The organism is Telluribacter roseus (assembly GCF_017355915.2).
Classification (GTDB): domain Bacteria; phylum Bacteroidota; class Bacteroidia; order Cytophagales; family Spirosomataceae; genus Telluribacter.
The window spans coordinates 633410-655149 of the sequence record NZ_JAFEUV020000002.1 but is presented as its reverse complement, the minus strand read 5'-3'; the positions used below and the strand labels follow the sequence as shown (position 1 = coordinate 655149).

Genomic DNA, 21740 nt, shown 5'->3' with positions numbered 1-21740 from the left:
TAGTATCAATATACCAGCCATGAAAACAACATATTTTTGGGCGACCCTGGCCGTCGCATGTATCAGCCTTAGCGCCTGTGAGCAGGACTCCATCCCGCAGCCCAATCTCACCCCTACCGACACCTATACCAATCACCCCAACCACCTACGGTATCAGCAGTACCTGGACGACTACGTACAGTCCAATCGCCTGCCCGGTGCGGTGCTGCTTCTAAAGAAACCTAATGAGCCCGTATGGGCGGGAGCGCAGGGGTACTCTAACCTGGAGCACCAGACTCCTATGCAAACCAATACACCCGTTAGAGCCGGGAGTATTTCCAAGACATTTGTTGCCACTCTGGTGATGCTCCTGAAAGAACAGGGCAAACTGGGGCTGGATGATACACTAGCTGATCTGCTGCCCAAGGTAAAAGGAAAGATACCGCAGGCCGACCAGATCACCCTGCGACACCTGCTTAGCAATACCAGCGGCCTGTTTGACCCGGTCAATGATGATATACACTACCAGTTGAATATGGTAAATAACCCCGCTCGCAGAACCGCTATGAGCGCCGATGAAGTACTGCAGCGGTATGTGTATGGCCGGGCCCTGGCCTTTAATCCGGGCGAACGGTACAGCTACAGCAACACCAACTACCTGCTGCTCGGACAAATCATTGAGAAAACAGAAAATAAACCGCTACAGGCCGTACTGGACAAACGGATCAACCAACCGCTGGGCCTGAAGAATACCTTTATAGATAAACGGGAAGATCATAACGTAGCCCGCGGCTACGCCGACTTCTACGCCAACGGCCAACTGATGGACGTAACGGCGCTGGACCACGCCGATGGGGACGGAGCCTACGGTGGTCTGGTATCTACGGCATCTGATTTGTTCAGATTCAGCGAAGCCTTGTTTGGAGGAAAGCTCGTGAGTGCAGCCACTCTGAAAGAAATGATGACGCCCTTCCCCGTCCGTCAGGGGGAGTCTATCTATGGGCTGGGCATTGACCAATGGCCCTCCACGACACTGGGTACCGGCTACGGCCACAATGGTAGCCTGATCGGAGCCGAGGCCAACGTCTTCTACTTCCCGGATCAGCAGTCCACCTTCGTCATTCTGACCAACTACGGCAGCGGCTCCCGAAAGAACTTTCTGGATGAAGTACTACACAATAAGTAGTTCTGTGCTACCCCTTATATATTTTTGATTAAGGCAGTTGTAGTCTGAGAATCCCCTTTGGGAGCGAGTCTTTACCCGCTCCCAAAGGGGATAATTATTGGCCAGCGGCCGGTGTAATGGTCAGGTTTGCAAAATCACCTTCTGAATTATTCCCGACCCACAGCCCCACCGAACCCGTCTGCTGAGTACTTAACTTGTCCACCACCAGGCTGGGCTGCTCAGCCCCGTTGACGAATACACTTACCTTGGGCGACGCGACCACTACTTTTACATGAAACCAGCCGTTGGGGTCGGGCGCGTTGGCCAAGGGTTGCTCATACTTATCGGGAAATTCGCTGCGGAGCTTGGGCCAGTCGTAGCCGGGCATGGATATGTACTGTACGCTGTGGCTGCGGCGGACGGGGTCATCGGACCGGAAGTTGAAGGGGCGGAAGTAGATGGCATCGTAGGTCCCCAGATCTTTGCCGTGAAAGGCTATCCCCAGAAAACTCTGCTGTAGCACATCCTTACCCCGTACGTCAAATTCTATTTCGCCGTTGCCAAACTCTACATCGTTTAGCCAGATGATCCCCGCGCCGGGCTTGGCGTCCATGTGAATGGCTTTTCTTGATTCACCGGTCAGGACAGTTGCCTGCCGGTTCTGAGCCTTGTATTTGTTAGAGTTAAGTACCTGCGTTAAATCCAGTTCCGTTCTTTTTTGCGCGCTGGCAGTCGGAACCGCCACCCATTGAACCAGCGTGCAGAGCACTACTACTGTCAGGAGATGTTTCATGGCTAAGGAGTATATAGGTTAATGTAAAAGTTGCTCTTTAAAGTACTCACACCTCTCCTTCCGCGCGTACCTCCAGCCTGTAGCCCACCCCGTGTACTGCCACGAGACGGACACTGGAGTCGGGTTGTAAAAGCTTACGAAGCCGCGATACAAACACATCCACACTCCTGCCTACAATGACTCCCTCATCCTCCCAGACTGATTTTAGGATAAAGTCACGTTCGAGCAGTTGGTTGGGATGGATGGCGAAAAGGTGCAGCAGCTTGGCCTCACGGTAGGTGAGCGACTGGCGGGTACCTGCCACTTCCATTGACTGGTCGGCAGGGTGAAAAAGTATTTGCCCGATCGGTATGCCAGCCGGGCGCTCCTTATCCGGGAGAGCAGGAGCGGTAGCCGGGCTCTTTGTGCGCGTACTTCGGTACCATACCAGTCCACCAACCGACGCCAGCAAAAAGCCCAGTGTCCCCGCCCACCACATGCCTACCGGTGCGGGCGTTGGTGCGGGAGCGGCCTCGGGCGCAGCGAAGGTTACCTGCAGCAGGTGACAACCACCTGCCTGTTGCCGGCCGGTACAGGGTACTTTGCCTGCCTCGGTAAAATCAAGAATATTATAGCCCAGTTGCACTTCACCCTTTTCACAATCCAGCACGGCCACGTTGTACCCGACACTGAGGCGGTGAAGGGTGAGCGACTCCTGCAGCAGGGCCGGGATTCGGTCATAATCAAAGGACTCTTCCAGTTGAATGCTGTAAGTCGTAGCGCTGACGTGGCGCACTGGCGGGATCAGAGTAGTGGAGTCGCCCCGTTCCAGCAGCAGGTGGTGGGCTGTACGCCGCAGGGCCAGGTCTGCCTTCTGCGCAAACTGACGTCTATCCTCCCGCCGATTATCTTCGGGAGCCAGTCTGACAAATTGCGCAAACAACAGCATCGACAGCAACAGTACGGTGCCCACTACGACCTTTCCCATAGATTTTTTAATACATCAATTCAAACCATTAAGTACCTGATCTAGCAACCGTCGCCGGTTTTGTTCCGCAAAAGCAGCCAGTTACAAAACGGAAAACCATTTACCCGGATTACCCGCCTTGCCTCTATCTGACTTTTCTCCGTTGGCTCAATCACCAGTTCATCCCCCGCCTGGGCATGCGCCAGTATCTTGCCCAGTTCCACCTCCCGCAGCGGCTGGCCAAAATCGGAGCCCGTTAGACTCACTACCGCTGTACCCCGTTTCACGTATATTCGGAAGGGAATTTTAACGGCTTCATCCGTTTCAGGATCGGCCACTACTACAGCCAGAGTACCCCGACTCCCGACCGACAGGCTGGCAGCATACAGCGGCTTACCGTTTAGCAGAACAGAAGTTTCGTTAAGACCCTCTACCTCCGTCCGACCAAACCCACAGGTACCGGCCACCAGCGCCGCCAGTATAGCTATCTTTACAATCAGGTGCTTTTTCATTGGATCAGGATTTCGTTGTGAGGTAATGCGTACTGGTTATTCACGGAAAGCAGGACAATGGAGTCGCCCCGCTTGCACCGGGTCAGTACCTTTTGAATATCGACCTGCTTAAAATCCTCTTTCGAGTACATCGCCAGTGTATTGGTTTCCTTATCCCTGATCGCAACCTTGAAGAAGATCTCAGCCACCCGGCTAACCTTATCAGCAGACAAATCAACGGTCTGAACGGTGAGGACACCTACCGAAGTAGCGAGCAGTACGCATTTGCCTTTAGGGCTGTACTCGTCTACCACCAGTTGAGTACCCAGAAAAGCGGCGGTGCAGTGTTTGAATGGGTCCTGGGCGTAGGTCAGGCTGTTCAGCAGTGCGTAAGCCACCAGAAACATAAGTCCGGTCTTGATTTTCATTTTGGTAAAAATTTAGTGTACCGGACAAATGTAACGGCTGCTATTTCAAAGGCTCAATAACGCGCGTAAAAGAGTGTTAAGGAAATGTAAAAGTAGCTAACACCTTTAATACCAATAAGTTACCATTACCAATTCATTATCTTATTACCTTTTATTATTTATGAATAGTGTATGAAAAAGTTGAATGGTACCGCTCCTATGGAGCTTTTACTATGACTTTTTTAATGTTTCTACTTAAGTTGTGCCACTCCGGGGCTAAATACTGCTAGCCAGCCTCGAAGGGACGGTACTTTAGTAGAAATAAAAGTAGCCTGCCAACAAAAGATCCGTAGGTGCGACACCTCTTCTATTCCTTCATAATGAATTAAAAATCCTTAATTCTCCATTAATCACTTCGCAAGCTTTTTACCGGATTCATCAAAGCTGCCTTGACAGACTGAAATGAAACCGTCACCAACGCAATTACCGTCACCAGCAGGCCGGCCACTACGAACATCCACCACTCCATGTTAATCTTGTAGGCAAAGTCGGCCAGCCACTTATCCATGAAGTACCAGGCAATGGGCGAGGCAATGACCATCGCCACCAGCACCAGTAGTACAAAGTCTCTGGAAAGCATAAGCACCACGCTTCCCACACTCGCCCCCAGTACTTTACGGATACCTATTTCGCGCGTTTTCTGCTGCGTCACCAGCGATATAAGGCCGTATAGACCCAGACAAGAAATAAGGATAGCCAGTCCGGCGAAGTAGCCGATGAGGGTACTGCGGCGCTGCTCGCGGTCGTAGAGCTGCGCCAGGTTCTGATCTACAAATTCGTAGTCGAAGCTCTTTTCGGGGAAGTACTTATCCCACTCGGCCTGTACCTGCTTCAGGGTCGTCTCCACCTGGTTGGGGCGGAGCTTTATGGACACCAGCGTCAACTGGGGCTGCACGATGCTCATTACCTGGCTGGTGATAGGCCCGTACAGCGACTGGTTATGAAAGTCCTTCAGTACACCCACTACCCGACCGGACCGGCCTTCCACATTGAGCGATTTTCCGACTGCCGCTTCGGGCGAGGGCCAGCCAAATTCCTTCACGGCGGTTTCATTGATCAGGTACCCTTCGGTTTTATCGGTGCCGTACTGCTCCGAAAAATCCCGCCCGGCTACCAGTTGCAAACCGTAGGTATCAGCAAAGTTATAGTCCACGGCCAGCACCGACACGAACAGGTTGTCCTCGGCAGTGCGGCCTTCGGGTACTACGTTGCGCCGTACGCTACCATTGCCCAACGGCTGGCTTGATAGCGTCACCGCCTCAACCTGCGGATTCTGCGTCAGTACTTCGCGGAAGGTACTTAATCGCTGGTAGCTGCTGTCGGAAGCGGTGGCGAATACATTGGTAATCTTAGGGTTGCGGATATTAGCAGTAATGATAAAGTCTTTGTTGAAGCCCAGCGGCTGATTCTGTAAGTAGTCTAATTGTCGCCACATCACCAGGGTACCAATGATCAGCGCCACCGACGTCACAAACTGTACCCCCAGTAGTACCTGACGCAACATACCACCACGCGCCTTGCCGCTCAGGAAGTTGCCTTTCAAGGTCGTGACCGGCTGGAAACCGGACACCACAAAAGCCGGATAGATACCCGACAGTACACCCGCGCCCAGGGCTATGCCTACAAACAGGAGCATCAGCAGGGCATCGTTCAGGAAGTACTCCATGGTCAGCTGTTTGTCGGTCAGCTGATTCAGGACCGGTAGCAACCCACCAATCAGCACCAGTGCCAGCACCAGCGCCATCCCACTCAGCAGCAGCGACTCTCCCAGAAACTGCAACACCAGCTGCTGCTTCTGGCTGCCCAGTACCTTACGGATACCAACCTCTTTGGCACGCTTCAGGGAGCGGGCCGTCGAGAGGTTGATGAAGTTGATGCAGGCGATCAGGAGCGTAAGCCCGGCAATCCCCAGGAACACGTACAGCCGCGACATACTACCTACAGGCTCGGGGGTATTGTCTGTCCGGGTGCGTAGGTAGAAGTCACGCATAGGCTCCAGCATGTAATCAATGCCATCGGCCACCTGGGCATCAGCATGGGCTTTGATGAACTGCGGAAAACGGGCATTGACCCCGTCGGGCGAGCGGCCTGGACGCAGCAGTACGTAGGTATAGGAGTGCGAAATCACCCAGTTATAGGGCAGGTTCTCTCGCGCCCGCTCAGTTTCGGTGGCGTACATGGTTTCGTAGTTGGCCAGTAGCTCCGGGTGAATGTGGGAGTTGTCGGGGAAGTCTTTGACTACACCACTCACCTTCATAGGGTACTTGCCTTCGTAGATGAGAGTCTGCCCCATGGGGTCTCCTTCGCCAAAGTACCTATGTGCGGTTTTCTCGGTAAGTACTATGGAGAATTTATCCCGCAGCGCCTCCCGCGGATTTCCTTTTACAAACTCAAAGGAGAAAATATCCAGAATAGCCGGGTCAGTAAAGTAAAGTTGTTCTTCGTCGTACTTGGCGGCGGCATTAGCTCCCGACTGCTTCACCTCCACCGTAGCCGGACTCCGGAACATCCGGGCAGAAGTTTCTACTTCCGAGAATGTCTCGGCCAGCAGTGGTGATACCGGTGGGGGCGTCAGGGCCAGCGGCTGCTCCAGACCCGCGAAGCGGGGCAGGTAGGTAATGCGGTATATACGGTCAAAGCGCTCCTGGAACTGGTCGTAGCTCAATTCGTGCCGTACGAAGATACCAATCAGAAAGCAGCAGGTCAGCCCCACCGTCAGACCAATAATGTTGATAAAGGAGAGCACTTTCTGGCCCCATAAGTTCCGCCAGGCTATTTTGAAGTAGTTTTTAATCATGAGCTTTGCTAGCTGGTAGACATTGGCTATTAGCTGGTAGTTTTAGCTTAAAATAGATTGTAGAGACGCAATATCTTGCGTCTCTACGTCTCGCCCGATTTTTTAGTATTTTTGTTATATATCAAATGGAATGGTATGGAAAATCAGAAATTAAGCTCTCTGCAACTCGAATTACTGAATGTATATTCTTTTCAGCCAGACGAAAAGGACCTTCTTGCCATCAGAAAATTGCTTGCTGACTACTTCTCAGATAAGCTTATCGGTAAAGTAGAACAGGCAGTCTCCGAAAAAAACATTACCGAAGAGGACCTCGACCGCTGGCTCAATGAATAAACTTCGCGTTGTTCTGGACACCAACGTCTTTTTGGTATCTCTGGCTCCCCACTATAAGTACCACTGGTTATATCAGTCCCTAATTCAGGGGAAATATGAATTGGCCGTATCAAACGAAATTCTAATAGAGTACCAGGAACAGATAGCCTTACGCTATGGTCTTCAGCGAACCGATACAACACTGGACTTCTTGCTAATGCTTCCAAATATCCACCTATTTAATCCATCGTATCTGTGGCAGCTCATTGAAAGTGACAAAGATGACAATAAGTTTATTGATTGCTTCCTTGCCAGCCAGTCTGACTATATCGTAAGCAACGACCGCCATATTCACCAGATCAAAACCATCGACTTCCCTCCCATTCAGGTACTTCGCTACGAAGAATTTGAGCAACGGTATCAATCTGACTTCGTATCATAGTATCTCTACATTATCCCTTCCTCCAAGCGGTGGCCGCCGTGCGGAGGAAGGGATAATGTAGTCACCGATCGTACATGTACTTTCGGCACTTTCCTCCTACATTACTCACTCCGCAGCGATTTCACCGGGTTCATCAGCGCGGCTTTGATACTCTGGAAACTGACGGTGGCAAAGGCAATGGTCACGGCCATAACCGCAGCTACCAGGAATACCCACCAGTGGATATCGGTCCTGTACTCAAAGTTTTGCAGCCACTCGGACATGAAGTACCAGGCAATGGGTGAGGCAATGAGGAAGGCAATCAGTACCAGCTTCAGGAAATCTTTAGAAAGCAGCCCTACGATGCTGCCGATCGAAGCGCCCATTACTTTGCGTACTCCAATTTCCTTAGTGCGCTGCAGGGTACTGTATGATGCCAGCCCCAGCAGCCCCAGACAAGAGATAAAAATAGCCAGGATAGCAAAGTTTAGGAATAGCTTCTCAAAACGCTCTTCGCTGCGGTACTGCCGGTCAAAGAACTCGTCCATGAAGTAGTAGCTGAACGGCCGGTTAGGTACCAGCTGGTTCCATTTGGCTTCTACGGCCTTGATGGTTTCGGGAATGTTACCACCTGCCAGTTTTACCGATACCAGGCTGCTTCCCCCGGGCTCTATGCGCATGGTGAGGGGCTTGATTTTTTCCTGCAAGGACCGGAAATGAAAATCCTTAATTACTCCGACAATTTTACCCTCACGTCCCCACTGTTTAAATCGGCGGCCGATGGCTTCCTCCGGCGTACTGTACCCGAATAACTTGGTGGCCGCTTCGTTCATGACCATGGCCTGGGTAGTATCCGTCCCAAACTCCCGTGAGAAGGGCCGTCCGGCGGCCATTTTTAATTTATAGTGAGGAATATAATCAAAGTCAACGAAGTACAGGTCCAGGTTAGCGATCTGCAGATCGCCGCTCTTGTTTTCTATTTCGGAGTAAGCTCCGGGATTACCACCACCCGGTACGCTGGACGAAAGAGCGGTAGACATAACACCCGGTATTGAAGCCAGCGACTCCTTAAAATTAACCTTGGCCGGGTCACCCTGCGTGTTCACAATCAGCATCTGGTCTTTACTGAAACCCAGATCACGATCCCGCATGTAGTTCATCTGGGTAAAGACAATAATAGTAGCAATGATCAGGGCAATGGAAATAGCGAACTGAGCCGCTACCAGCCCCTTACGTAGCAAGATACCACGAACACTGGTGGCAAAACGACCTTTCAGGACGACTATTGGCTCAAAGGAAGATAGGACCAGAGCCGGATAGAAACCTGCCAGTATACCAATGAGAATAGAGGCAATGAACATGCCCAGTACATACAGTCCATTATCAAGAATGCCGGTACTGATGGTCTTACCCGCCAGATCGTTGAACAGCGGGATCAGCAGGGCAGAAAGTAGTATAGAAAGTACAAAGGCAATCATACACAGCAGGATGGACTCCGCGATAAACTGCCGCGCCAGCAGCGCCCGGGGGGCGCCTACTACCTTACGTACCCCTACCTCCTTGGCCCGTTCGGCCGAGCGGGCGGTGGTCAGGTTTACGAAGTTGATACAGGCAATCAGCAGAATAAAGACCGCCACTATGGAGAAGATGTACACGTTGTTGGCATTGCCCTGGCTCTCACGGGTGGAGTGCAGGTATATGTCTCTGAGCGGTTCCAGAAACAGCGTGTAGTGCATCTTGTTATCCTTCATCAGCTTACCGGCCCGGGTTTCCAGAAAAGCCGGAAGCTTTTTCTCCAGCGTACTTCCGGTAGTACCGGGCTTCAGCAACAGGTAAGTCGAAGCCCCAAAGTTGCCCCACTGATCATCAATACCCTTGGCAAACCGCTGGGTAAAGGTTGACATGGAAACAAAGACATCCGCTTTTACCTGCGAGTTCTCAGGTATATTTTTCATTACGCCCGTTACCGTCGCTACCAGCCCTTCGCCAGTTAGCAGTAGGTTCTGGCCTATGGGGTCCTCTTTGCCAAAGTACTTTTCGGCGGCTTTTTCGGAAAGTACGATACTTAACTGCTCTTTCAGAGCCGTTTTGGGATTTCCCTTGATCAGCTCAAAGTCGAATACCTGAAAAAGAGAGGAGTCGGCATAAGCCGAATTTTCTTCCTGGAACTTGATGTCTCCCTTCCTGACCAGCAGGCTTTCGCCACTCACCCGGGTAAAGGCTTCCACCTCGGGCAGATCAGCCTTGATAGCCGGAGCAAAGGCCCAGGAGGTAGCCGAGGTATTAATGGTTTCGGAAGGCGTTTTTATGTCTGTTACCAACCGGTAGATTCGGTCGGCTTTGGAGTGGAAGGCATCATAGCTCAACTCAAAATTGACATAGATGAAGATCAGGAAGCAGGCCGACATACCGACGGTCAGTCCCATGATGTTAATAAAGGAGTACACCTTGTTCTTCAAAAGGTTACGCCAGGCGATTTTGAGGTAGTTTTTGATCATGGCTTTGGAGTTGGTATTTTGGTTTAATCAAAAGCTATACCAAGACCGACACCTCGCTGTATATCAGTATATTATAAACAGACACCTGAACAAAACTGTCCGATATCGGACAGTTTTGTTCAGGTGCGGACGCGGCTTTGTTGTAAGATTTTGGATTAGGATCAGGTACCGGGTTAGTTCCCGGTCTGGACATCGTCATTACGGATGCCTCGCTTGTTTTTCTTGATGGCTTCCTTCAGCTTTCCAAACTTGTAGTTCAGGCTGAACTGGTAGGAGCGGAAATAATCCAGCCGCTCGTTGGACTGCACAAAGTCAGGCCCGAAGGACTCCCGGTAGTCGCGTCTGAATTTGGTAAAAGGATTATTCACTGCGGCCGAAAAGGACAGCTTGTCTTTAACTACATCTTTGTTGACGCTGAACGCTGAGCTGATCATACGGTTGGAGGTACCCTGCAGGCTCAGGTTAGGACCGTTGACATTCAGATTCGCATTGACGCGCCACCCCTTCTCCAGTCGGTAGCCCGTCGACAAGGCCATATTGTACATGAGTCCCTGGTTTTTGATCAGCACCCCGTTTACCAGTCCTTGTACCATACCGTAGGCCGCCCGGCTGTTTAGGCTCATATTCCATCGTTTGGTAATCGGATAGTTCACGTTCAGGCTTGCGCTAGGTAGCTTGGCCCGGCCGGTATTGCCAAACGTGGTGCGGGTAATCCGGGTAGTAGAGTCATATATCGACACCGGAAAGATCAGATCCCGGAAATACGTAAAGCCCAGTCCAATATTAACCGATCCTTTTTTGGACCAGTTATAGCCCAATTGGATATCATTGACCAGGGCGGGCCGCAGGTTAGGGTTTCCCGTCCGCTCAAAGTTTGGATTTGATCTGTCCACAAAGGGATTCAGCTGGTAAATACCCGGCCGCTGTATACGCTGTGAATAACCAAGATTCAGCGCCTTACCACCTTTGAACTTCCGATTGGCAGATAGGGATGGTATCACGTTGAAGTAGTTCTGTCGTACCTTCAGTTCGGTAAACTGAAAATCCGCGTTAATGATCGTCTGCTCTATACGGACGCCCCCTTTGAGGCCCCAGTTTTTGAAGTTGTACTGGTACGTATTGTAGGCGCCGTAGACATTCTGCTCGTTCCGGAACTGATTGCTCAGGCCGGGCTGTATCTCAAACTCCCCCGTTTCGGTGTTCTGGCTGTGGTGCCGGAAATCACTCTCGTTGATCCGGAGAATGGCTTTGGCCCCGGCTTCAACCGTTAGTTTTTTCACCGGGTACACGTAGTCCATCTGGTAGGTTTGTTCGGCGAAGCCCTGATCGTTTAGCTGGCGGTAATCAGGCTGGAAGTAGGCTACCTCATCCGTGATGTCAATCGTGTTTCTTTGCTCATTGCGGTACGAGAAATAGCGGTACGAAAAGGTGAGCATCCGGTTTTTATCCGCCCTGAACCCTTTCTGGTAGTTCAGTGCTGCATCCATACCCGTGCCCCGGCCCTGGGTAAAATTGTTCAGGTTATACCCTTGCAAAAGAAGGTCATCGCGCAGGAGCCGGCTGTCCTGCCCCATCCGCCCGTTGGAGCGGCTGCCGTTAATATTAAATTGTCCCGAAAACAGGTTCAGGCTGTCCAGTTCGTAGCTTAGTTCATATCCCAAATAAGCACTATTATTACGTGACTGCTGGCTGCCGTTCTGAAAAAGGCTCGTTGGCTGCATGCCGGTGGTAGTGCGCTGAGTGGCAATCGAAATACGCGGAGAAGTAAAGGTATTGGCCCCGCCAATGACCGACATACCAAACTTGCCTACTTTGGCTGAAAAAGAGCCTCCCACACCGGGACCGCCAATCGGGAAGCGCTCACTTATATTCAAGGTACCATTATACCCATTGTCGACCTTTTTGTTGGTAATGATGTTGATGATCCCCGCCAGCCCCTCGGCATCGTACTTGGCCGGTGGCGTGGTAATAACCTCAATGCGCTGAATGGAGGAAGCCGGCATAGACCGCAGGATATCCTTGTAGTTCCGCTCAACCATGCTGGACGGCTTGCCGTTGATCAGGATCCTGAAGTCGGTGTTGCCCTTGAGCAGGATGTTGTCATCGGCATCCAGCGAAAGCAGAGGTACCTTGCGCATCATTTCCAGTACGCTGAAAACTTTGCTTTCCGGATCCGCCTGCAGGTCATAGGCAATGCGGTCTACCTCCTGGACCACGATGGGTTTGGCTGCCTTCACCGTTACCTCTTTTAGCCCGACGGTACCCTGGCTGAGGTAGAGCGGGCCCAGATCCAGGTGCTGCCGGGTACTATCCGTAAGGTCCGCGGCTACGGTTTTGGGCAGGTACCCTACACCTACCAGGCTTACCAGGTACTTGCCCGGGCGCAGGCCTTTAAAGGCAAAAGTACCGTCCGTCCGGGTGTAGTCTACTTTCAGGAGGGTACCAGGGTTGGTCATCAGGTGAACCGTGATAAAATCCAGTTTCTTCTGGCTGGCAGAGTCGGCCAGGGTACCGGTGATGGAAGCTGTACCGGAGGTACTTTGGGCCAGAGCAGCCGGAGCGAAAAGCAGGAGTCCACAGGCCACCAGCCAGGACATCAGGATCGTACTCGTTCTGTTTTTCATGGTAGTAATTTTCATGGCTAATAGATTATGTTAGGCATAGGGATTCCGCTGAAAACCATTGTGTTTTTCAGGGTATTGCTGATTGGTACTTCGAATTAGAGTGGGGTTACTCTTCTAAGCGAATGCTGTTTCTTTTGGCCGGCTTCTGTTCTTCTTTAACTATTATAATGAACGAATATATAAAAAGGTACTTTGCGTAACAAGGTACCTTGTTGGAATTTATGGTTTAAATGATAAGCGGTTACTGGGTAGGGCAAGTGGTAAACGAAAAGCAGAGTTAGCCTCTGTTACCAATGTCATTGTTGCTCCCCTCTCCCTTTCCGGGTTGGTAGCAACAAGATTAGTGAGTACATGGGATAACCTAGATTAGATGGGATGGAAAGCCGCAAAAATGGGACGAAGCGGCGGCTTAATTCAGCAGGCACATGGGAGCAGCGGTCAACTGTCGCCGCGCTATAGCATAAAACTGTCGTGGAGACGCCATAAGCTGCGTCTCCACGACAGTTTCAGATAGAAAGATTTCTCTCGAAATCGGATAGGCAAGTACCGTTATTCGCCTGATTTAAGACTCTTCACCGGATTGATCATAGCGGCTTTGATACTCTGGTACGATACGGTAAGTAAGGTAATAGCCATAGCACCCAGGCCCGACAAGATAAATACCCACCACGAAATACCGGTACGATACTCGTAGGTTTCCAGCCACCCGTACATGAAGTAGTAGGTAATGGGTGCGGCGATGAAAAAGGAAATAATCACCAGCATGGTAAAGTCCTTAGAAAGGAGTCGCCACAGCGTAAATACCGAAGCCCCCAGTACCTTACGTACGCCAATCTCCTTGGTACGTTGCTCGGCGGTAAAGGAAGCCAGACCAAATAGACCCAGACAGCTAATGAATACGGCAAGTCCGGCAAAGGCTCCCGCCAGCTTACCGATACGCTCTTCGGCCCGGAACTTGGCATCGTACTCCTCATCCGTAAATTTATAGTCGAACGGGCTATTGGGACTATGTACTTTAAAGACTGCTTCTACCTTAGATATGGCTTCTTTTACGGGTATACCTGGCTGGAGCTTAATATTGATAATGTTGGCCCAGTCGTAGTTCATGGTAAATATGGTAGGCTTAATGGGTGTATAGGGCGACTCCATCACCATATTCTTTACCACCCCCACTACCTGATACGGCGTATCGTTCCACCGAATGGTTTTGCCTACTATATCTTTCAATCCCGTGAGTTCTACGGCTGCTTCGTTCAGGATCAGGGCGGATGTATCGGTCGAGTACGCGCGGGAGAAGTCCCGTCCTTCAATAATATTCCAGCCGATGGTTTTGCCAAAGTCGTGTGTACAGGCCACGGTACCAAAGAGCGGGAGCGAGTTAGGGTCTTTGCCTTCCCATTCGAACCCGATCTGGTTGGACCATACTCCGGTAGCGGGGCTTGATGACACACTCATCTCAGCCACGGCTCCTGACTTCAGCAGGCCGTCCCGCAACACATCGTACTTGCCATTCAACTCATTATTAATATTGGTCTGAATGAGTCCCTCCCTCGAGTACCCCACCGGACGGTTCTTGGCGTGCTGGATCTGATTGAAAACGACAATGGTACCGATAATGAGCACAATGGAAACGGTAAACTGTACCACTACCAGTACCTTGCGGGGAACCGCTGCCCAACGCCCCACCCGGAAGGTACCTTTCAGTACGCTGAGCGGGTTGAAAGAAGACAAGTACAAGGCAGGATAACTTCCGGACAGGAAGCCGGTCATAGCCGTAAAAAGCAGGATCAGGAGCCAGAATACAGGATTTGCATAGGGGATACGTACTTCCTTGCCGGCTACCTCGTTGAACCAGCCCAGCGACAGCAGCACCATAATAATAGACAGCAGGAAAGCGAAGGAAACAACCAGAAACGACTCGCTATAAAACTGGAAGATTAGCTGCTCCCGCAGCGAACCAATGGCTTTACGGACCCCTACCTCCTTGGCTCGCTTCTCAGAACGGGCGGTGCTCAGGTTCATAAAATTGATACAGGCCAGCGCCAGCACAAAGATGCCAATAATGCCAAAGAGCCACACAAACGTGATGCGGCCTCCAATATTTTTGCCATCCTTAAACTCAGAGTGCAGGTGCCACTTGCTCATGGGGTGCAGGAAGTACTCTGGATTCTCCTGCGGCGTAGAGTGCGGTTTCTCCACGTCTTTGATTTTAGCCGTTACTTTATCAAAGTCAGCCTTATCACTGATCTGGACGTAAAGCTGGAAGGAGTGGTTGCCCCATTGATCCTTTGAGTTTTTGACCCACTCCTGGTCGGCCTCGTAAGCGGCCCAGGGTATATAGAAGTAGGTTTCGTGGAAATCGTTGTTGAAGGGTAGGTCTTCAAAGATACCCGTTACTTTGAGGTCGGTCTTATTATCGATCTTAATGATCTTGTTCAGCGCTTCTTCCTTACCAAACAGGGCCTTAGCAACCGACTCAGACAAGATAATGGACGAAGGCTCCCGAAGGGCCGTCTGGTACGAGCCTTTAATCATGCGGAGCGAGAGCATCTCGGGCAGATCCGGCTCTGAGTACATGCCGCTCTTGATAATCTTGGTTTGCCCGTTGGCCAGTACGTGATCAAAGTTCCAGGAAGCCTGGGCTATGTGCTTGAAATCAGCTGCATACTTATTCTGAATTTCCCCCCGTATTGGTAGCGATACCGCCCGACTACTGCCGGTACTCCCATTGAAGGTCTGGTTGAGCATCACCTGAGCTACCCGGTCGTAGTTCTTGTGGTACTTGTTAAAGGATAGCTCATCCCATATCCACAGTCCAATCAGGATAGCGACCGCCATACCCACGGCCAGGCCAAAAATGTTAATGAAGGTGTAGACCTTGTTTTTCAACAGGTTCCGCAGGGCTACTTTGAGGTAATTTCTGATCATGGCATTTTGGTTAAGGTTGCTTGGTAAGGAGAAAAGCAGGAAAGGATAAAAGGAGGAAGGGAGAAATTACTTTCCTCCTTTCCTCCATTTCTACCTTTACTCCTCCTCTTATTCTGTTCGTAAAGACTTCACCGGATTCATTAACGCTGCTTTGATAGACTGAAAACTTACAGTTAGTAGCGCCACCCCCACTACCAGCAGCCCCCCCAGTACAAAAACCCACCAACTTATTTCGACGTGGTAAGCAAACTTACCCAGCCAGTCATTCATGAGGTACCAGGCGGGATAAGCGGCCAGCAGCAGGGCTATAAGTACTAGTGCGACAAACTCCCGGGAAATAAGGGTAAGTACACTCACCACCGAAGCGCCCAGTACTTTGCGCACTCCAATTTCGCGGGTGCGCCGCTCCACCGTAAACGAAGCCAGCCCAAACAACCCCAGACAGGAGATAAAAATGGCTAATCCCGAAAACCAGCTGGCCAGTTGTCCGATCTGCATTTCGCTCTTGTACATTTTATCATACTCCTGATCCAGGAACTGGTACTTGAAGGGATAGCCTGGCAGCAGAGATTTATAGACTTCTTCCAGCTTCGCCAGCGACTGGGGCACGTTCTGTCCATCCAGCCTTACCAAGGTAATCCAGGTATACTGGGGCTGATAGGTGATAACAGTAGGCTCAATGGGTGAATGGATCGACGAGAGATGAAAGTCTTTGACTACGCCAATGATCGTGCCCTTCCAGGTATCACCAAACTCAACCGGCGTTCCCACGGGATCTTTCAATCCCATGCGCCGGGCGGCCTCTTCATTGATGATAATATGAGTGGAATCAGCACCAAAGTCTTCTGAAAAGTTCCGGCCATCTTTAAGCTGCAGCCCCATAGTAGGTATCATATCCTGATCCCCGTTGATTACCGCAAAAAGGGTTTTATCATCCTCGGTCTTACCCGGCCAGCGGAGGCCGTTCTCACGGTTGGTGGGTCCGTTGAATACCGTATTAGCCACCGTTACCGATTCTACACCCGGTACTTTGCTAAATTCAGCATGCGCTAGTTCGTACCGTTTGTAGTTAAGGTCTTCGGTCGAAAACAACAGTACATTGTCTCTGCTGTACCCGAGGTTCATATTCCGGATGTAGTTGACCTGCTGGTATACTACCAGCGTACCGATGATCAGCAGGATAGACAGCGTAAACTGCATCACCACCAACGACTGCCGGATCCGGACTGCGCCGCCACCGGGTTGCATCCGCCCCGCTTTTAGTACCTTGACCGGCTGGTAGGCCGAGAGAACAAAAGCCGGATACAGCCCCGCCAGCAGGCTGGTAACAAGCAATATACCCAGGTAAGTAGCCAGATACGTTTCATTCTGCCATTCAACCTGAATCTGTCGCGACAGCAGGTCATTAAACATGGGGAGTACCAGAGATACGATAAGTATGGCCAGCACACCAGCAAAAGCGGTGAGTAACATAGATTCGCCCAGGAACTGCCAGACCAACGCATGCTTGTCAGCGCCCGCCACCTTACGTACCCCCACCTCTTTGGCGCGCTGAGTAGCACGGGCCGTGGATAGATTCATGAAATTGATACAGGCGATCAGCAGTACAAAAATGGCTACAATAGTAAATAGGCGGACATAGGTAATGCGTCCTCCTCCGTTGTACTGTCCATTCTTGAAGTCATAACGCAGGTACCAGTCCTGAGCCGCGTGCAGAAACAGCGTAATGTTTTTGCTGCCCGCTTCATGCTGGCCGACCATATCTTTGATTTTCTGATTTACTTTTTCTGCCTCTGTACCGGGTTTTAGTAGTAGGGCTGTGCGGATGTTGTTGTTTCCCCATGAATCCGGGTTCATCTGCTGCTCCCGGATGTAGTCCGTTATAGGCATCAGCCAGTCAAACTTGTAGGTGGAGTTGGCGGGTACATCCTTGAGTACTCCTACTACCTTGTAGTCCAGCTTCTGGCTGATCCGGATGGTTTTGTTGATAGGATCGTCGCTACCAAAGTACTTGGCAGCTAATTTTTCGGAGATGAGTACGGTATTGGGTTCGGTGAGAGCGGTCTTTCTATCGCCGGACAAGAGTGGGAACGTGAAAACCGTCAGGAAGTCCGGATCTACGTAGAGCCCCCGCTCTACAAACGTTTTTTCTTTATAGTTAAAAAGCCTCTCATCGCCCCAGGAGATGCGCGAGGCCGCCTCTACCTCCGGGACATCCCGCTTTATGGTAGCCGCAGCCGGCATGGGAATGGATGAAAAGGTAGCCACCTCAGCGCCGTTGGCCTGGTGCTCCATGACATTATAGATGCGCTCGTAGTTGGCATGAAACCGGTCCATACTTACCTCATCCTTTACCCACAGGAGGATCAGCATGGTGGTGGCTAGCCCTACGGCTAACCCCGTAATATTGATGAAGCTGAACGCCTTATGCTTCGTCAGATTTCGCCAGGCTATTTTGAAGTAGTTTTTGATCATGGACTTATAAGGATAAAAGGAGGAAAGGAGAAAAGTAACTATACTGAATAGCACTTTTGGGACTTTCCTCCTTTCCTGCTTTACTCCGTTTTTAAAGATTTCACCGGATTCATGAGAGCGGCTTTGACCGATTGGAAACTTACCGTTACCAGCGCTACACCTACGGCAAGCAGTCCGGCTACTACGAATACCCACCAGGGGATGTTGATGCGGTAGACAAAATCCTGTAACCAACGATCCATGGCGTACCAGGCGAGTGGCGAAGCAATGACAATGGCGATCAGGACAAGTTTGAGAAAATCCTGCGAGAGCAGGGCTACGATACTACCCACGGAGGCGCCAAGTACTTTACGGATACCGATCTCCTTGGTACGGAGTGCCGTCGTATAGGCCGACAGGCCAAACAGCCCCAGACACGCCAGAAAAATGGACAGAAACGCAAACACACTGAAAATACGGCCGGTGCGGGTTTCGGTAGCGTAGAGTTTATTGAACTCCTCATCCAGAAACTGGTACTCAAAGGGACGGCTGGTGATCAGTGCGTTCCATTTGCTTTCCAGAAACTGCAAAGTACCCGGCAGCTGATTTCCCGACAGCTTTACCAGTAGTACATTACCATACCCCTCGGGGAAGATGACCAGCGGACGGATCGTCTCGCGCATGGAGGCAAAATGAAAGTTCTCCACTACGGCCTTTACTTCACCCTTACGATTCTGGCCCATATCTATCTTCTGACCAATGGCCTGCTGCGGGGTCCAGCCCAGCTCTTTGGCAGCAGCTTCATTAAGGATAAAATGGTAGTAGTTGGCCGTATCACCGTACATAACGGGCGCCAGCTCCATGTCCTGCCGGGTCAGGTCGCTGCCTGCCAGGATGCGCAGCCCCATGGTTTTTACGAAATCTTCATCCACCGGCAGGCCCGATACCATCTTGTACTGGTCTTCGGATCTATCGGAGCGCCGCATCCCGTACCCGCCCTTGACAAACACCGGCGACTCGTACGCCAGCGAAGCCTGCTGTACGCCGGGGTGCTGCTTCAATTCGTTTTTAAGCGTTTGTATTTTCTCCCCCACCTGCCGGTCGGCTGGTAGCACTAGTACGTGATCCTTGTCATAACCCAGCTTCTTGTTCTGAATGTAGGAGAGTTGGTTCTGTACGATAAAGGTACTGATGATCAGAAAGGCCGTGATCGCAAACTGAAACACGATGAGCGTACGGCGGAAGTTACCAGCGCCGGTGGATTTGAGGTGGCCTTTCAGGACCCGGATCGGCTGATAATTGGTTAGTACCAGAGCTGGATAGCTACCTGCCACAAAACTCACCCCCACGCCAATACCGGCGATGATCAGCAGGTTGGCTGGCTGGAGCCACACTTCAATGGAAAACTGCCGGTCCGACAGCTGATTGAATAGCGGCAAAGCCAGGTACGCAAACAGCAGCCCGATCAGCAGGGCGATGAAGGTAACAATGACTGACTCACCGATAAACTGTCCAAACAGTTGCATAGGAAGCGCTCCCATTACCTTACGTACACCTACCTCCTGGGCCCGCTCCACCGCCCGGGCCGTAGCCAGGTTGACATAGTTGACGCAGGCTATAATCAGAATAAGTACCGCAATGGAGCCAAAGATATAGATGTAAAGCAGGTCACCGTTCGGCTCGAAGTTACCCTCTACCTCCGAATGCAGGTGCACCCGGCGAAGGGGTTCGAGGGTATAGGACAGGTAGTTCTTACCAGTCATTTCGGTCTCGGCCGACCTGGACTTCATGTAGCCGGGTACTTTGGCCTGCAGACCGGCCAGTGCCTCCGGCGTACGGAGCAGCAGGTAGGTAGCGTAGTTGGCCGACCACCACTCCTCCTTTTTGGAAGCATCAAGCGTCGAGAAGGAAGCCAGCACGTCGTACTTGATCTGCGAATTAAGCGGAGCGTCTTCCACCACACCCGTTACGGTATAGTCGGTTTCGCCCCGGCGGGCATCTACCCGCAGTACCTTGCCAACAGGGTCTTCAGCGCCAAAGTACTTCCGGGCCGTTGACTCCGAAAGTACCAGTTGGTTGGGTCCGGCCAGGGCAGTCTGCGGATTGCCTTTCAGTAGCCGAAATGAAAATATGTGGAATAGCGCGGAGTCAGCATATACGAAGCGCTTCTCACTAAACTTCTGTTCGTTGTTGCGTACAATGGCTGAGCTGTTCAGCAGCCGTACACCCGCCTCTACTTCGGGAAAAGCCCTGACAAATTCAGGAGCTACTTTAGTACCGGTTACGGGAACCTTGCCTACGTTCCCATCCATGCTATACTCCATCGTCACGCGCACCGTCCGGTCGGCCTTCTGCTGAAAATCGTCGTAGCTCAGCTCGTGCGATACGTACATAAACAGCAACAGGCAGCTCGCCAGTCCGACGGCCAGCCCCAGCACCGTGATCAGCGAGAACATCTTGTTCCGCCACAGATTCCGGAAAGCGATACGAAAGTAGTTCTTTATCATGGCTATTTTAGGGATTAGCTGTTAGCTATTAGTTGTAAGCCAGATCTTTATAAGATGTCTTGGTTTTATTAGGGTGAATCCACCTGAATAAATCCTGGAAAATTTCCTGTAAAAAGAAAACTAACAACTAACCGCTAACTCCTAACAGCTACTATACATGTACCTTTTCGGTCACGATTTTACCGTCGAAGAGGTTGACGATGCGGTGGGCGAAGCCGGCGTCGTAGGGGGAGTGCGTTACCATGATGATGGTAGTACCACCTTCGTTGAGCTGACGGAGCAGGTTCATTACCTCTTCACCGTTCTTGGAATCGAGGTTACCCGTAGGCTCATCCGCCAGGATGGTTTTGGGAGTAGCTACTACCGCCCGGGCGATAGCCGTACGCTGCTGCTGACCACCCGATAGCTGCTGCGGAAAGTGGTTGCGGCGGTGCATCATGTTCATGCGGGTCAGGGCTGCTTCTACGCGATCCTTGCGCTCATTGGGAGGCGTCTTCAGGTACAGCAGGGGTAGCTCGACGTTCTCATACACAGTAAGTTCGTCAATCAGGTTAAAGCTCTGGAACACGAAGCCAATGTTGCCCTTACGAATCTGCGCCCGCTGCCGCTCCGACATTCTTGATACATCCGTACCATAAAACTCGTAGGTACCTTCGGAAGGGTTGTCCAGTAGCCCCAGGATATTCAGGAGGGTGGATTTACCACATCCCGAAGGACCCATAATGGCCACAAATTCACCGTCCTTGATCTCCATATCAATGCCGTTGAGGGCGGTGGTTTCCACCTCTTCGGTGGTGAATACTTTCTGCAAATTAGTAGTTCTGAGCATGGCTTTTTTAGAAGGATAAAAGGTACGAAGGGAGGAAAGGAGGAAAGGTTTTAGTTACCTGCCGCCGATTCCGTTACTTATTGAATTAGTTATACATGGCTAAAATCGAAAAATTTGAGGACCTGGTAGTATGGCAGGAAGGCTTCTCCCTTGCCACACGCTTGTACGAATTACTCTCCGGTTGTAAAGACTTTGGTTTAAGGGACCAGATGCAGCGGGCTGCTGTGTCTATTCCATCCAACATAGCCGAAGGTTTTGAACGATATTCTAATAAGGATTTTATTCGGTTCTTACGTATTGCCAAAGGGTCTACCGGGGAACTCAGGACACAGATTCAGATTGCTATACGCATTGGGGTACTTAGCCAGGAATCAGGAGAAGAGTTGATTAACAAAACACGCCTCATCTCTTCTATGCTACACTCTCTGATCAAGACCCGAACTGAAAACTTCACGTCCTAGCCGGAAAAAAGATAATACTTTTCTCCCTTATTTCTTTCCTCCCCTCCTCCTTTTAGAATTCTAACACC

15 protein-coding genes are annotated in these 21740 nt (G+C 51.1%); 4 read left to right on the top strand and 11 right to left on the bottom strand.

Annotated features, from left to right (window positions below; translation table 11 throughout):
• Positions 1-19: 19 nt before the first annotated feature.
• Positions 20-1165, top strand: a complete 1146-nt coding sequence (locus JTN23_RS05955) for a serine hydrolase domain-containing protein (RefSeq protein WP_247233067.1) — start codon at positions 20-22, stop codon at positions 1163-1165.
• A gap of 94 nt (positions 1166-1259) precedes the next feature.
• Here JTN23_RS05955 and JTN23_RS05950 read toward each other — a convergent pair whose 3' ends face one another.
• From JTN23_RS05950 to JTN23_RS05930, 5 genes are all read right to left on the bottom strand, one after another.
• Positions 1260-1937: a 3-keto-alpha-glucoside-1,2-lyase-like domain-containing protein gene (locus tag JTN23_RS05950; RefSeq protein ID WP_247233065.1), complete on the bottom strand. Its 678-nt coding sequence runs from the start codon at positions 1935-1937 to the stop codon at positions 1260-1262.
• A 46-nt stretch (positions 1938-1983) separates the two neighbouring features.
• Positions 1984-2904 (bottom strand): helix-turn-helix domain-containing protein, encoded by a 921-nt coding sequence (locus JTN23_RS05945; RefSeq protein ID WP_247233064.1) that lies wholly within the window; start codon positions 2902-2904, stop codon positions 1984-1986.
• Positions 2905-2945: 41 nt separating this feature from the next.
• On the bottom strand, positions 2946-3395 hold the full coding sequence (locus JTN23_RS05940) for a hypothetical protein (protein ID WP_247233063.1): 450 nt from the start codon (positions 3393-3395) through the stop codon (positions 2946-2948).
• Complete coding sequence (locus tag JTN23_RS05935) at positions 3392-3802, bottom strand: hypothetical protein (RefSeq protein WP_247233062.1); 411 nt, start codon at positions 3800-3802, stop codon at positions 3392-3394. Before JTN23_RS05935 ends, JTN23_RS05940 begins: the two co-directional genes overlap by 4 nt.
• A gap of 385 nt (positions 3803-4187) precedes the next feature.
• Positions 4188-6638 (bottom strand): ABC transporter permease, encoded by a 2451-nt coding sequence (locus JTN23_RS05930; protein WP_247233061.1) that lies wholly within the window; start codon positions 6636-6638, stop codon positions 4188-4190.
• A 135-nt stretch (positions 6639-6773) separates the two neighbouring features.
• On the opposite strand from JTN23_RS05930, the gene JTN23_RS05925 reads away from it, so the two are divergent.
• Together JTN23_RS05925 and JTN23_RS05920 are read left to right on the top strand one after the other, a co-directional pair.
• Positions 6774-6971: a DUF8507 family protein gene (locus JTN23_RS05925; RefSeq protein ID WP_247233060.1), complete on the top strand. Its 198-nt coding sequence runs from the start codon at positions 6774-6776 to the stop codon at positions 6969-6971.
• Positions 6964-7392 carry a putative toxin-antitoxin system toxin component, PIN family gene (locus JTN23_RS05920; protein WP_247233059.1) on the top strand — a complete coding sequence of 143 codons (429 nt, stop codon included), beginning with the start codon at positions 6964-6966 and terminating at the stop codon, positions 7390-7392. Before JTN23_RS05925 ends, JTN23_RS05920 begins: the two co-directional genes overlap by 8 nt.
• 101 nt (positions 7393-7493) lie before the next feature.
• On the opposite strand, the gene JTN23_RS05915 is transcribed toward JTN23_RS05920, so the two are convergent.
• The 6 genes from JTN23_RS05915 to JTN23_RS05890 form a co-directional block, all read right to left on the bottom strand.
• Positions 7494-9869 (bottom strand): ABC transporter permease, encoded by a 2376-nt coding sequence (locus tag JTN23_RS05915; protein ID WP_247233058.1) that lies wholly within the window; start codon positions 9867-9869, stop codon positions 7494-7496.
• A 173-nt stretch (positions 9870-10042) separates the two neighbouring features.
• Positions 10043-12493: a TonB-dependent receptor gene (locus JTN23_RS05910; RefSeq protein ID WP_247233056.1), complete on the bottom strand. Its 2451-nt coding sequence runs from the start codon at positions 12491-12493 to the stop codon at positions 10043-10045.
• Positions 12494-13042: 549 nt separating this feature from the next.
• Positions 13043-15421 carry an ABC transporter permease gene (locus tag JTN23_RS05905; RefSeq protein WP_247233054.1) on the bottom strand — a complete coding sequence of 793 codons (2379 nt, stop codon included), beginning with the start codon at positions 15419-15421 and terminating at the stop codon, positions 13043-13045.
• Positions 15422-15529: 108 nt separating this feature from the next.
• Positions 15530-17896: an ABC transporter permease gene (locus tag JTN23_RS05900; protein WP_247233052.1), complete on the bottom strand. Its 2367-nt coding sequence runs from the start codon at positions 17894-17896 to the stop codon at positions 15530-15532.
• Positions 17897-17976: 80 nt separating this feature from the next.
• Positions 17977-20382, bottom strand: a complete 2406-nt coding sequence (locus tag JTN23_RS05895) for an ABC transporter permease (protein ID WP_247233050.1) — start codon at positions 20380-20382, stop codon at positions 17977-17979.
• Positions 20383-20533: 151 nt separating this feature from the next.
• Entirely contained in the window at positions 20534-21211 is a 678-nt protein-coding gene (locus tag JTN23_RS05890) for an ABC transporter ATP-binding protein (protein WP_247233049.1), read from the bottom strand.
• A 95-nt stretch (positions 21212-21306) separates the two neighbouring features.
• On the opposite strand from JTN23_RS05890, the gene JTN23_RS05885 reads away from it, so the two are divergent.
• Positions 21307-21672 (top strand): four helix bundle protein, encoded by a 366-nt coding sequence (locus JTN23_RS05885; RefSeq protein ID WP_247233047.1) that lies wholly within the window; start codon positions 21307-21309, stop codon positions 21670-21672.
• Positions 21673-21740: the final 68 nt, after the last annotated feature.